Origin of the sequence: Chamaesiphon sp. (assembly GCF_041738855.1) — a bacterium.
Classification (GTDB): Bacteria; Cyanobacteriota; Cyanobacteriia; order Cyanobacteriales; family Chamaesiphonaceae; genus Chamaesiphon.
This window is the reverse complement of the sequence record NZ_JBGSPA010000191.1, coordinates 50,526-63,346: the sequence shown is the minus strand read 5'-3', so window position 1 is coordinate 63,346 and position 12,821 is coordinate 50,526. Positions and strand designations below refer to the sequence as shown.

Annotated in this window: 12 protein-coding genes and 1 tRNA gene; 4 read left to right on the top strand and 9 right to left on the bottom strand. The window is 47.8% G+C overall.

What is annotated here, in order from left to right:
• Positions 1–112: 112 nt before the first annotated feature.
• The 7 genes from ACEW9I_RS20645 to ACEW9I_RS20615 all read right to left on the bottom strand — a co-directional run bounded on the left by ACEW9I_RS20645 (position 113) and on the right by ACEW9I_RS20615 (position 7,907).
• Positions 113–1,423, bottom strand: coding sequence for an HhoA/HhoB/HtrA family serine endopeptidase (locus ACEW9I_RS20645; RefSeq protein WP_373542208.1), 1,311 nt, complete (start codon positions 1,421–1,423; stop codon positions 113–115).
• Positions 1,424–1,636: 213 nt separating this feature from the next.
• On the bottom strand, positions 1,637–2,485 hold the full coding sequence (locus tag ACEW9I_RS20640; RefSeq protein ID WP_373542207.1) for a lysostaphin resistance A-like protein: 849 nt from the start codon (positions 2,483–2,485) through the stop codon (positions 1,637–1,639).
• Positions 2,486–2,644: 159 nt separating this feature from the next.
• On the bottom strand, positions 2,645–3,982 hold the full coding sequence (locus ACEW9I_RS20635) for an N-acetylmuramoyl-L-alanine amidase (protein ID WP_373542206.1): 1,338 nt from the start codon (positions 3,980–3,982) through the stop codon (positions 2,645–2,647).
• Between the two features lie 454 nt (positions 3,983–4,436).
• Entirely contained in the window at positions 4,437–4,991 is a 555-nt protein-coding gene (locus ACEW9I_RS20630; protein ID WP_373542205.1) for a peroxiredoxin, read from the bottom strand.
• A 245-nt stretch (positions 4,992–5,236) separates the two neighbouring features.
• Positions 5,237–6,298 (bottom strand): DUF3474 domain-containing protein, encoded by a 1,062-nt coding sequence (locus ACEW9I_RS20625; RefSeq protein ID WP_373542204.1) that lies wholly within the window; start codon positions 6,296–6,298, stop codon positions 5,237–5,239.
• 187 nt (positions 6,299–6,485) lie between these two features.
• Positions 6,486–7,040, bottom strand: coding sequence for a phycobiliprotein lyase (locus ACEW9I_RS20620; RefSeq protein WP_373542203.1), 555 nt, complete (start codon positions 7,038–7,040; stop codon positions 6,486–6,488).
• A 174-nt stretch (positions 7,041–7,214) separates the two neighbouring features.
• Entirely contained in the window at positions 7,215–7,907 is a 693-nt protein-coding gene (locus tag ACEW9I_RS20615; protein WP_373542202.1) for a HEAT repeat domain-containing protein, read from the bottom strand.
• A 110-nt stretch (positions 7,908–8,017) separates the two neighbouring features.
• On the opposite strand from ACEW9I_RS20615, the gene ACEW9I_RS20610 reads away from it, so the two are divergent.
• Entirely contained in the window at positions 8,018–9,286 is a 1,269-nt protein-coding gene (locus ACEW9I_RS20610; RefSeq protein WP_373542201.1) for a sensor histidine kinase, read from the top strand.
• Positions 9,287–9,426: 140 nt separating this feature from the next.
• Here the strand turns inward: ACEW9I_RS20610 and ACEW9I_RS20605 are convergent.
• A tRNA-His gene (locus ACEW9I_RS20605) sits at positions 9,427–9,499 on the bottom strand.
• 91 nt (positions 9,500–9,590) lie between these two features.
• Here ACEW9I_RS20605 and ACEW9I_RS20600 point away from each other — a divergent pair.
• Both ACEW9I_RS20600 and ACEW9I_RS20595 read left to right on the top strand, forming a co-directional pair.
• Positions 9,591–9,944: a DUF4359 domain-containing protein gene (locus tag ACEW9I_RS20600; RefSeq protein ID WP_373542200.1), complete on the top strand. Its 354-nt coding sequence runs from the start codon at positions 9,591–9,593 to the stop codon at positions 9,942–9,944.
• A 151-nt stretch (positions 9,945–10,095) separates the two neighbouring features.
• Positions 10,096–11,016, top strand: coding sequence for a TIGR04168 family protein (locus ACEW9I_RS20595; RefSeq protein WP_373542199.1), 921 nt, complete (start codon positions 10,096–10,098; stop codon positions 11,014–11,016).
• Positions 11,017–11,175: 159 nt separating this feature from the next.
• Here the strand turns inward: ACEW9I_RS20595 and ACEW9I_RS20590 are convergent, their stop codons facing one another.
• On the bottom strand, positions 11,176–11,667 hold the full coding sequence (locus ACEW9I_RS20590; protein WP_373542198.1) for an acyl-CoA thioesterase: 492 nt from the start codon (positions 11,665–11,667) through the stop codon (positions 11,176–11,178).
• 77 nt (positions 11,668–11,744) lie between these two features.
• Between ACEW9I_RS20590 and ACEW9I_RS20585 the strand changes: the two genes are divergently transcribed.
• Positions 11,745–12,629: a ChaN family lipoprotein gene (locus tag ACEW9I_RS20585; protein ID WP_373542197.1), complete on the top strand. Its 885-nt coding sequence runs from the start codon at positions 11,745–11,747 to the stop codon at positions 12,627–12,629.
• The last annotated feature ends 192 nt before the right edge of the window (positions 12,630–12,821 follow it).

The following is a 12,821-nucleotide window of genomic DNA, read 5'->3' as shown; positions in this document are numbered from 1 at the left end:
CTGCGGAGATCTTTACCCCACACCAACCCTCGCCGAAGATGCGGGGATGGGCAAGAGCCTCCTGCCCTCGATCGGGGGGTTGGGGGGGTAAACCAATCGCAACGAAGCCTAGTTATTCGGGTTCGGCGGTGATGGGTGGAGCGGCGACGGGGGTGATATTCAGGCTGATGTCTTGTCCGTTGCGGCGCACTTTAATCGGGATACTTGTGCCTATCTTGGTTGTTTCGACAGCTTGCTGCACTTGGTTGGAGTTTTGGACAGGTTTGCCATTGACGCTCTGAATGATATCTCCAGAACGAATTCCAGCGGTAGCTGCGGGGGAGTTCCGCACGACGCGGGCAACGAGGGTACCTTTATCGACATCGACTTTGAAATTGACGTTGGGGTCGTTGGCGATCGCTCGTTTGAGTTCGGGGGTGAGATTGACCATCTGTACGCCGAGGAAGGGATGATCGACTTTGCCTGTGGCGATCAGTTGGTTGGCAATCCGCATGGCGGTATTAATCGGGATCGCAAATCCCAAACCTTGGGTACCGCGCAGGATCGCAGTATTCATGCCGATGACTTGTCCGGTGGCATTGAGGAGGGGGCCACCAGAGTTACCAGGATTGATCGCGGCGTCGGTTTGGATATAGCTGACGCGCTTGTTGGTCGCACCGATTTCGTCGCCAGTGCGTCCGGTACCACTGATAATCCCTGCTGTCACCGTATTGTCCAATCCCAAGGGATTGCCAATCGCGATCGCCCATTCACCTGGTTTGATCTGCTCGGAATTGCCAAGTTGAATACTCGGCAAATTCTTGACATCGACTTCTACGACAGCCACATCGGTGACTCGATCCAGCCCTCTGACTTTACCATCGATCGTCCGACCATCTTTGAGCGTGACGGTGACTTTGGTCGCACCAGCGACAACGTGAGCATTGGTGAGGATGCGTCCGCTATTGTCGATCACAAAACCGGAGCCTGTCCCCTGTCTGACTTCGCGCTCTACTGGCTGCTGTCCTTGAGGAGTGCGATTGCCAAAAAATCGCCGGAAGAAGGGATCTTCAATGTCATCCCCTGCACCAGGACGGGCAGCGACAGTGGTTGAGGCATTGATTCTGACTACTGCTGGCCCGACCTTATCGACGACTTGAGTGACAAAGTTGGTATTGACACTACTGAGGATACTGCTACTATCCGCTACTTGGGCACTAGCGGCAATGGATGGTTCGATATTGGTGGGAAGCTGTTCTTTGGCAGCCAAGTAACCAAATGAACAACTCGCGATCGTACTGAGCAGCAGCAAGGAAATATACTTACTCCCTTGGCTCAGTGTTTTGAGAGTGGGATGTGATTTTGCTAAAGTAAGCGGATTATCGGCTGGAGCTAAGATTTCGGAGCGATCGTCGCTAGGGGGCGTTTGGTTTGGTTCTGACATACAAATCACATCTATACAATTCTTTTAGCAATCTCAGCTAGCTGGCTTTACTTCCAGGGTTGAAGTCGAGCGCGACCCACTCTACTGCATCTATACACTAGAGTTTAGCTGTTTTTTTTGACGCTAGCGACATTTAATTTGTTGCCGTGAGGTTTTATCTTAATAATTTCCCAAGATTTTCACATGAGTTGCCGATCGCACCAGCCACCCTCGCTATTTAGAGCTAGCAAGTTGCTTGACTGGAAAGTTACGCCGAATAAATCTTCCCAAGAAAAACAATGATATCCCCATCATCACCAACCCCGCCCACAAATTAGATTGGAGACTTTGCAGCGATAAACTGGTTGTTTCAGTAGCTGAAGGTGTCTGGAGAGTCATGCAGAATACAATAAAGTTATTGATAGCATGAGCTGCGATCGGTACCCAGAGAGTTTTTGTTTTGAGATAGAGTAGCGCGAGCACCAATCCAAACATGGAAATCCCGATCGGATTGATATGTAAAAATCCAAATACTAGTGATGTGACAATTACGGATGTCGGTAGACTCCATTTTTGTGCCCATCGATGTAAAATGACGCCGCGAAAAATCAACTCTTCAGCTAATGGTGCTACTACCACTAGCATCAGAAATACGAGGAGGCGATCGAGTGGAGTATCATCAGCACTTGGAGTCAAACTATTGCGGCTGGTAATACTTACCAAGACTTGTTCGGTAAACTGGGGGAATAAATAGGAAATTAACCCCAAAAACACAATAAATGAAGCTAGTGAGAAAATTACTCCGGCAACAGCCAAGCCAATGATCTGCCACCATCGTACCTGCCGATCTGGCTTGCCGATAACTTGCAAAAGATCGATACCTACCTGTTGGCAGCGATAGCAAATCCACACACAGGTAGCCAGAAATGAGGAAAGATAACTGAGCGGTGTAAATAATTTATTGTTGACATCAATGCCGCTCGAAATCAGTAAAATGGCGATCGCCACATTGATGATTCCAAACGCCAGTAATAGATGGCGCACCTTCAATCGATCGAACCTAATGGTAGATAAATCCTGCATGTCGTAGAGATTTTGTGGTCTCAAAGGTAGATAGATTTAGCGTACCCAATGCCATAGCGGAAATAGAGCCGATCGCCTCTCAACAACAGGGTGAAGTCACCATCATCATTGTAACCTCATTCTCTGGAGATCGATGTACGCGATCCATCGCCAGACACTCTAGAATAATCCAGCCGTCTCATACAACCGCCGCAGTACTGCGGAGATTTTGACTGTATACTGTCCGTCTGCCGACCAGCGACCAGTCAACTGTCGCATCGTTGGTGCAATCCCCCGCTTGACTAGTTCAAATCTAGGAGCGACACATTCTTGAACCAACAGATCGTTGCTAGCATAGGCTTTGAGCTGTTGAATGTGCGCGCGAACGCCTAGTCGTAGACTCGGGAATTTTGCCCATTCCGCCTGTCTGTCGCCCAAACTAGCAAAATTATTAAATTCTGGTAAGATGGCACCGCCAAAGGTCAGGAAACGTGTTTCTAGACACATTTGGGCGAAGGCTAGATCGTGGTTGATATCTTCAGCTTTGGCTTCTTCGATATAAATTTCGCCGATGCTGGGAAATTGGTCGATCGCCTCTGGATTGTTGGCGGTGATAAAATCATTGAGGTGGTTGGCGGTGGTATGACCGCAACCGCTTAATCGATCGAATTCTTCAGCACTAAATGGGTGTTTAGAGCGAATATTATAGGTACGTCCGATTTCGGAGACGATCGAGATATTGAGATCGCGTAATTCGATCGCTTTGATGTAGACTATTCCGCGATAGCGGATGCGCCGCATTTGAGGATTGAGCGCGAGGTTGACTCCCAATCGATCTGCGAGATCGATCGGGATATAGACATTACCATCGATCGCAATTCCCCATTCTGGATATGGTTCGTTATTGACTTTGAGGTGGACTGGTACCGTATGATTGCTACTAGTCGCTTGCATCTGCACATCGCGACTCCAAGTGACCAAGCCATCAGCAATCCCCAGGGCGATCTCACGGCGATAAGCTTGGATCTTCTGGCGATCTTCACTATCGATTCTAAAGCCGATTTCCATCAATAATGATGGAATTGTCAATCGTCGGCAAAAGGCGAGACTTCCCGTACCAGTCACTGTATCCGGCTTGGCTCCACGACTGGGTAAATCGGGAACGCGGCTGGAAAAGGATAGCAACAACATCTGAGCGTGATTTTTGCGTTCGCCGTTTTTGGCAATATAAAAAGTACTCACTCCTCTAGTTTGGGAATGAGCGTAAGCATCGGCATGAATACCGAGCGCGATGTCACCTGGTTTGGCGCGTCTGTCGATCCAATCGATGCCTAATCTAGGGTTATCAAAATCAGGTACGGCAATGACTTCAAAGTGGCGATTGCGAAGTTCTGGAACGATTAAGTCGCGCAAAAACACCATTTCTTTAGCTTCATTTGGCGCACTCCCAATTGTTTCTGGATCTGTAGCAGCACCTTCATAGCCACCATAAAGCGCACAGATAAAAATCCTTCCCATAAACATCGAACTCCCTTGCTTATTAATAGTAAAGTAGACTTAGTGTGCAGTATCTGTACCGATTCTTGGCTGTCCAATGATGCTGAATATTTAGGCAAGGAACACAGTCGATCCTTACTGGCACAAATTGGATATGAGGTACTCACTAGCCACTATGCTAATAATAATGCTGATACCTTTGCTGCTTTCGATGGTAACTGATGGAGCGATCCCGCGACTTGGGACATTTGGCTGTTTCACAGCTTCTTTCAGTCTTACGGCTGAGTTCGAGTCAATTTAATGGATGCTTTCGGCTATTTGTCGCGCTCGGTTAGGTGGGATTGTGGCGATCGATCGCTGAGACTTATTGCTATTATTTGGCTAGGATCGAGTCTTTTTTTTAACGCAAAGGGCGCGAAGGGGGGATGATTGTGTGTGGCTGAGGTGGGTTGTTTTTGATGCTCGATCGCCTAATTTAAATTTTAGCTGACTGGAGGCGATCGAGTTCGGTGAGTACTTCTCGGCTATGGGCGGTGGGGTTGACGTCTGTAAATGTGGCGCGCAAGACTCCTTGAGGATCGATGATGAAGCTATGGCGCATGGAGTAGATCCCCATCCAGGAACCGTAGGATTTACTAACTTTGCCGTCGGTGTCAGCCAGTAGTGGGAATTTTAATCCTTCTGAGTCGCAAAATTCGGCATGAGAATCGATCGAATCAGCACTCACACCGACAATCTCAGTTTGACGTTGTTGATATTTATTGATGTCTTGTTGAAATCGTCGCGCTTCTAAGGTGCAGCCGGAGGTAAAGTCTTTGGGATAAAAATATAGAACTACCCATTTACCAGCATAATCAGCTAGAGCCACTCGTCCCGTTCCAGTGTTTGTCGGTAATCTAAATTCGGGCGCAGGTTGATTCATTGCAGGTAATTTACCACCCATCGCCCCTGCTGGCGGGGTAAAATTGCACCACGCGATCGTACTCAAACAAATTGCTAACAGGCTAGTCAAAAAATAACGTCGAAACATAGGGTTGGGAAGGCTTTAGGCTTTAGGCTTTAGGCTTGAGGTTTAGGGTTTAGGTGTTAGGGTTGGGAAGGCTTGAGGCTTGAGGTGTTAGGGTTGGAAATTAGGAATTAGGCTTTAGGAATGGGTTTTTTGTTTATCATCAGCTTAGTTTTTAGCTGTACCAGAGATTTAGGACACTCGCATTGCATCCAACGTCCTAAAACCTCAAGCCTGAAATCTTACCCCTAAAGCCTAAAGCCTAAAACCTACTTAGAGCGATAGTAGACCTTACTACCAGTATTCGAGACATAGTGACAGTTCTCCTTGGCGTCCCAGAAGGCTGCCCAGATGGAGCGATCGGATTTCCGATAATACTCTCCTAAAACGGGTTTAATCGCCTCTGTTGCCTCTAGGAGGTGGTAGTGAGGGATCGATAAGAAGATATGGTGCGCGACGTGGGTACCGATATTGTGATGGATCTCATTAATCACACCATAATCGACATCGATTGTCGAAATCGCACCCTTGAGAAAGTACCAATCTTTACCGCGATACCACGGAATATCATCGTCGGTGTGATGCAGGAATGTGACTAAATCCAACCACACTACAAATCCGAGATAAGGCATCAGATAAAACTTCACTAGCCACAGCCAACCCCAGGTAAATGTCCCCGCAGCAACTAAAGCCACCATCGCCGCACACCAAATACTGCTAGTAATCACATCCCACTTTTCGGACTCGCGAAAGAGAGGACTGGCTGGATGGAAGTGCGAACCACCTGGACGTTCGGGCGAACGACGGAATAAATAAAGGGGATAAGCCAATAGTAGCGTCAGGTCGAACCGGAGAAACTTCTCCCAGCCAGCCATATCCTGATATTTGGCTTCAGATACTGGATACCAACTTTCGTCAGTTTCGATATTGCCAGTGTTCTTGTGATGTGTCCGGTGGCTGATCCGCCAGCCGTGGTAGGGGACTAAAATAAATGAGTGGGAAACGTGTCCAACTAAGTCATTGAGCCACTTGTGTCGGGAAAATGAACCATGACCACAATCGTGTCCAATCACGAATAGTGCCCAAAACATCGTTGCCTGTAAGAACCAGAAGACTGGATAAAACAACCAAGAATCCAACTTGTAAGCGATCGCGTACAATCCAGCTACAATTACAACATCACGGAAGAAATAAGATAGTGACTTCCAGGTAGAAGGCTCAAAACAATACTTGGGGATCGCTGCTCGGACATCTTGAATGGTGAACGGCAGCCGTTCGCGCTCAAATTCAGATCCTTTCTGACTAGCTGGTTCGATTAAATTAGATTGCACGTACTTTTAAAATTTACCTGAGTAATAGACCAACCGCATTGTCACACTCCATACCAATTTTGGCAACCGCGCAATCCACAAAATCTGTCCTGGGATCGATGGTAGTTCATGTCGGTACTGTCACTCATTTGGTGATCTAATCGCTACAAGCTAGGCACTGAGCGCAATTATCCAGATAATATCTACTCTAGCCTCCCATCCGAATTTCAGAATAGAAAGCAGCTAACGAGTCACCATTTGGCTGCGTAACAATGGTGGTACGGAGTCGCACGTTATTACTCTCGAACCAAATTCGTTCCTCCGCAGAGCTATCTCCATCTGCTGTGACTAGAGTCAGTGCATCATCATCACCCAGTGTATACCGAGCGACTTGAGGTGTCAGGGCAGCATCCTTGGCAAATGGACTAGTGCTAGTCTGCGCGTGATAAAGCTTGCCAGTACTAGCATCTGGCGCATCAGCAACTACAATCGCGATCGATTCACCCTGGCGATTGGTGGTAGTTTGGGGTTGGGTATCCCCGCTTATCGTCCCTTTCCAAGTGTAGGCGATCGCACCCCAGATCGAGTCAGGCGCGATGCTGATTTGTTGGCACAGTTGGATTGCGTGGGGATTGTCGGTGGGTAAAATCGCGATCGTTAGATCGGATTTACCATGTTCTGACTGTTTCAATGTCAAATGTTGGCTAGTTTTTTGCGAAAACCATTTGCCAGCACTCAATTCAAAAAATTCGCGAACGTTCATGATGAGGTTTTAGGTTTTAGGCTTTAGGGGTAGAGGTAATTAGGTCTTAGGCTTTAGGTTTTAGGGATAGAAGGCAGATTGGGCGTTTGGCTCCTTTATCCGTTACCCTTTCCCCCTTTACCCCTACTGTTTTAGTCGTTGGCGGCAGATGGTAGCCTAAAGCCTAAAACCTAACTACTCTTCTAGTCGTTGGAGACAGATGGTAGCAGCGGCGGCGACATTTGGCTGACTATCTTTGGTGAGATACTTGAGCGCGGAAATACTCTTAGGACTAGGGAGTTGTCCCAATGCTTCAGCCAAGCGTTGACGGACTAGCCAGTCTTCAGCTTCAATAAATAGTACCAGTCGATCGACCGCTGCAATCGCTTTAATCTCACCCAATGCCGCAATCGCTGCTTGTTGCAAGACTACTTCTGGTGAATCCAAGGCGCGGATCAACACATCAAAAGCACGCGGATCTTTGAGATTGCCAAGGGAGACAGCCGCACTAAACCGTACCAACCAGTCGGTATCTTCATAAAAAGCTCGAACGAGTGCTTCAAAGGCGCGGATATCTTCGAGGTAACCCAGCGCACCTGCGGCATCGGCGCGAATACCATAATCTGGATCGTTAGCCAGGATCTCGATCAAAATCGGGTAAGATTCGGATGTGGCTTTGACACCTAAAGCAAACACTGCCATCGATCGCAGTTGTAAGCTTTCATCATTGAGCACTTTCTTGATCAGTGGCAATGCCACATCGGCAGGAACATCTCGTAGTGAGGCTAATGCTACCATCCGATCGCGCAGATTTGCACTCTCCAACTGTTGCTCCAGCACTGCTGTTTCTACTGGTTGGCGTGGTTCTTGCTCTGGAAGATCGCTCATGGACTTTTTTTGTACTTTATCTCTAGATTGTAACAAATTTTATCGATCGCGCGACTAGGCAGATCGATTGGATCGATCGCTATTTGACAATAGAACCCCGATAATCATCCATGCACAGTCACATCGACTCAACCTATCTGTGTCAACTCACCGCCGCTCAAATTCAGGAAATTTTAGTTCTGAATGGGGTATTAATTCAACAATATCAACCACAGTTACATCGGTGGTTGACGCTTGCTCAGTTACCAGATATCGGACAATTGACTTTAAGTTTAGAACCCGACAAAGCCGCCGAGATCGACCGCCGTCTACACGAGCGAGAAATTGTTGAATTCACAGCGATGACGACAGTCATGAATATCAATATTTGCGATCGATATATCTTTGTCCCTCTACTCGAACAACCCGATGTAGCTAATCACGAACGAATTGAGCTGTGGGGCAGAATTTGTCTAATTGGAAATCTCAATAGTGTCTGGACAGCTCAAGATCTATCTTGGGTTCAAGCTTTAGGTCAACAACTCCTAACTGCGATGAATATACTCAGCAGATTTACAGCTACCAATCGTCAGCATCAAGTGAAGTCTTCACCCCTGTCAGATCTAGCCGAATTAATCGAGCGCATCGCTGAACTAGAGTCTAAATGTCAACAGAAGGATGAGTTTATCAATCATATCTCTCACGATTTGCGGGCACCATTGATGAATATCAAAATGGCAATGCGGATGCTCAAAACTAGTCTCGATGCCGATCCCCAAATCGCTGAATTATTATCAGGACATCGGGCCGAAAAATATTTAGAAATACTCGAACAAGAATGCGATCGCGAAGTGGATTTAATAAATAATATTTTAGAACTCCAACGCTTGGAATTGGCGATCGAACCAGTTGAGATCGAACCAGTTGAGATCGGTATCTGGCTATCAACGACGATCGAACCATTTAGACATCGTGCTAGAAGCGACCGCCAAAGATTGAGTACGGCTGTGTCTGAATCAATTTCCACGCTGGAAGTCGATCGATTTGGCTTGACTAAAATTTTGACTGAACTATTGAATAATGCCTGTAAGTACACTCAAGTAGACGGTCAAATTATAGTAGCGATCGATGGCGATCCTCATTCTGAGTGGCTGACGATTGTCGTCAAAAATCAGACCGAAATCGCCGCCAAACATCTCCCCCATATTTTTGAGCAATTTTACCGGATTCCAGGTAGCGATCGATCGCGCCAAGGCGGCAGCGGTTTGGGACTAGCTCTCGTCCAAAAGTTGGTTCGGCAACTCAATGGTCAAATTCAGGTCGCTAGTACTGGCGGCTGGACGGAGTTTGCAGTCAAGTTGCCTGTCAGCGGTCGCGTTCGGAGTCTGAATGTGAGTTGAGAGTCGATCTCGTTGTATTCGGACAGGGATTGATAAGTCCCGCCATCAGGCAGATCCCTAAAACCTAAAACCTAAAACCTAAAATTGATAAAAAACACCCTCTAATCAGTGATTAGGGGTATTTTTTATCAATTTTTTAGGGCGAACGACGGGACTTGAACCCGCGAGTGGAGGTACCACAAACCTCTGCCTTAACCACTTGGCCACGCTCGCCACGATTTACTCGCATATATAAATATAACATGAATTAGCCAAATTAGTCTAGGGCTACAGTAGAATAATTTTAGTGTGAGTGCGTGATGATATGAAACTGTGGCAACTAATCTTACTGGGGATCTTGGGGTGCGGACTGGGATTGACCAATCCTGGCTCAGCCGGATATGAAAGCTATGCAGTCGATCGAGTTGGCGACCTTGCTAGATCCGAATGCAGCCGCGCGGCTGCGGGAGTTGGGATCGCGATCGAGGGAGCTTGTCAGGCGGCGATCGCAACTTACACGCCACAACTTCGACCCCTGCTGGCGGCTACCACCACACGTCAAAACTGGATTTTGTTTAGTATCTATCGATCGGATATCTCAATTCCCGAAGTCCGGTTCAATGCTCGGGTCGAATCGATCGGCATTCTGAATAACTTCTTTACCTATAAGTCTCCTTGAGGGGATACTAGGCTTTAGGTTTTAGGTGTTAGGCTTTAGGGATAGAGGGAGTATGGATATTAGGCTTTAGGTTTTAAGGATGAAGGGGGTAGGGAGTGGCTCATTTCTCCCGTATAATGGTGAGAGCGCAAGCTGAGTGCCAATCAAAATCATGCTGGAGAATCCACCAAAACCTATCAGAATTGCGATCGTTGGCGATGTCCACGACCAATGGGAAACGGCAGATGAGATTGCGCTGCACCATCTCAATGTCGATTTAGTATTATTGGTTGGTGATTTCGGTAACGAATCAGTAGAATTGGTCGCCCGCCTTGCCACCCTCGATCTGCCCAAAGCAGCCATCTTTGGCAATCATGATGCCTGGTATACCGCTAGCGATTGGGGGCGGAGCAAGAGTCCTTATGACCCGCTGATCGAAGACCGCGTGCAGCAACAAACAGACTTGCTGGGGGTCAGTTATGTCGGCTATGGTAAATTAGATTTTCCCGATCTCAATCTCTCGGTGGTTGGGAGTCGTCCCTTTAGCTGGGGCGGCCCGACCTGGAAGTATAATGATTTTTATGAAACTAGGTATGGTGTCGATAGTTTTGCAGCATCCACGCAGCGGATTGTCGAGGTAGCGGGAACGGCAAGTTGCGAACATCTCATCATCATCGGGCACAATGGCCCCACGGGACTAGGAGCAGAACCCGAATCGATCTGTGGCAAGGACTGGGGTGAGAGCCTAGGTGGAGATTATGGCGATCCTGACTTGGCAGAGGCGATCGCGATCCTCCAATCCCAGGGCAAATCGCTCCCACTGGTCGCCTTCGGTCACATGCACCACAAACTCAGGCATACTAAAGAACGGCTGCGCCAGCCCATCGTCGTTCGTCCTGATGGGATCGTCTATCTCAATGCTGCTCGGTGTCCGCGGATTATTTCAACGATCGAACGGACTCTCCGCAATTTCTCGCTAGTGACGATGATAGACGGCAAGGTCACTCAAGCGGGGTTGGTGTGGATGACCGAAGATTTTGAAGTGGGTCTAGAGGAAGTGTATTGGAGTAATAAGGCTGAGATTTCGATTTAAGTGGCGATGGCGATAAATGTTGATGAGATAGAGATTGCGTGAACCTTAGCTGGTGGGCAGCGGCTCCCGTTCCTCGGGTAACCCGAGGGTTTAGGGAGACAAGACAGTGCCTACTACGAAATCGCTACTACTCTATCCACCATTCACCATCCAATTTAACTATTCTCGCAACTTCACAAGTGCATCTTTAACTGTAGTTGGTAGCTGACGCATGATCTTCCCCTTCTCGCGATCGACAGCTACTAGCGTCACCATCCCTGTAAGATAGACGACATCGCGATCGACTGACTGGATCTCATATTCCCAGACGATTCGTACCCCTTCCATATCGATCGTGCGGGTTTTGACGATCGCTGATTCGCCCATTTTGAGCGCGCGGTGATAGCGAACTGAGAGATCTACCACAGGCAAATCGCAGCCCATAGCCACCAAATCGGCAAAATCAATCCCGATCGATTTGAGACAGGCTACCCGCGCCTCTTCCATCCACGTCAGATAGGCACCATGCCAGACGATGCCGCCATAATCAGTATGGTGAGGGTACACGACGATCGGGTATTCAAACCAATTGGCGGACATAGCTTGATAGCTCAATTTCTCGATTGCGCTGGTTGAGGGGATTTGGGCGCGAAGATCTGTAGTTTCTGACATAATAGCTAGCCTCAATGAGCGATGCGGACAAAGATGTTGTGCGTTATGTTAACTAAATATTAATATCTAGCTCCAACATGAATATACGTCGGATTGCCACACTTGTATGGGGGTTGATTCTCATTGTAGCCAGCAATACGATCGTAGTGATGCCGACTTGCGCTGCACCAGCCACAACTCAGAGCCAGAAAGGGTTTACACCATCACAACAGGAGATCGTCAACCAGCTTCAAACTGCTGATGTGGTCTATCTCGGCGAAACTCACGATCGCGAGTCAGATCGTCAGCAGCAGCTAGCGATTATCCAAGCATTATTAAAGCACAATCCCAAACTGGCGATCGGGATGGAAATGTTTCAACGTCCAGCGCAGCCACTGCTCGATCGCTATTTGGCAGGTACGATTACTGCCGCCGAGTTGCGCCAACAATCAGAATTCGATAAACGGTGGGGGTATAAATGGGAATCCTACGCACCGATCCTGGAATTTGCCAAAGCTCATCGCTTACCAGTTATCGCCCTGAATACGCCGACAGAAATCACGCGCAAGGCTGCCAAGCAGGGATTGGAGAGCCTCACTGCCACAGAATTGCAATCGATCCCGCCTATTGCCGAGATCGATCGTTCCAATCTCGCATATAAAGAGATGATCTTGGCGAGTTATCAGCAACATGCGGGGATGGTATCGATCGCCAGTAACAGTTTTGACAGGTTTTATACTGCCCAATTATTGTGGGATGAGACGATGGCGGAACGAGTTGCCAATTTTGTCCGGCAAAATCCCGAGCATCAAACAATTGTCATTGCGGGTAATTCGCATATTATCTACGGTTATGGGATTCCCGAGCGGGTCAAGCGGCGATTGGCGAATCCCAAGTTTCGCCAAAAAACAGTTTTACTTAGTAATGATGTTAACTTCGAGCGATCGCAGCCTGCTGATTTTGTGTGGGAGCCAGAGCGGTAGCCGACAGGGCAATTGATGAATTGCCCCAAAATCATGAATCTTCGCTAGCTTCTTCGATTGATTCTGGTTTGAGGAGTGGGAAAGCGATCGCATCGCAGATACTGGCACAATTAATTGCATGAGAGCATCACCAAGCGATCGTAACTATTGCTAAGCACAATCATAAAATTAGTTCAGTCATAGAAAATAACG

Excerpts from the sequence above, each read along its gene's own strand:
- ACEW9I_RS20645 (WP_373542208.1), bottom strand. The coding sequence starts at position 1,423 with ATGTCAGAACCAAACCAAACGCCCCCTAGCGACGATCGCTCCGAAATC.
- ACEW9I_RS20640 (WP_373542207.1), bottom strand. The coding sequence starts at position 2,485 with ATGCAGGATTTATCTACCATTAGGTTCGATCGATTGAAGGTGCGCCAT.
- ACEW9I_RS20635 (WP_373542206.1), bottom strand. The coding sequence starts at position 3,982 with ATGGGAAGGATTTTTATCTGTGCGCTTTATGGTGGCTATGAAGGTGCT.
- ACEW9I_RS20630 (WP_373542205.1), bottom strand. The coding sequence starts at position 4,991 with ATGTTTCGACGTTATTTTTTGACTAGCCTGTTAGCAATTTGTTTGAGT.
- ACEW9I_RS20620 (WP_373542203.1), bottom strand. The coding sequence starts at position 7,040 with ATGAACGTTCGCGAATTTTTTGAATTGAGTGCTGGCAAATGGTTTTCG.
- ACEW9I_RS20615 (WP_373542202.1), bottom strand. The coding sequence starts at position 7,907 with ATGAGCGATCTTCCAGAGCAAGAACCACGCCAACCAGTAGAAACAGCA.
- ACEW9I_RS20610 (WP_373542201.1), top strand. The coding sequence starts at position 8,018 with ATGCACAGTCACATCGACTCAACCTATCTGTGTCAACTCACCGCCGCT.
- ACEW9I_RS20600 (WP_373542200.1), top strand. The coding sequence starts at position 9,591 with ATGAAACTGTGGCAACTAATCTTACTGGGGATCTTGGGGTGCGGACTG.
- ACEW9I_RS20595 (WP_373542199.1), top strand. The coding sequence starts at position 10,096 with ATGCTGGAGAATCCACCAAAACCTATCAGAATTGCGATCGTTGGCGAT.
- ACEW9I_RS20590 (WP_373542198.1), bottom strand. The coding sequence starts at position 11,667 with ATGTCAGAAACTACAGATCTTCGCGCCCAAATCCCCTCAACCAGCGCA.
- ACEW9I_RS20585 (WP_373542197.1), top strand. The coding sequence starts at position 11,745 with ATGAATATACGTCGGATTGCCACACTTGTATGGGGGTTGATTCTCATT.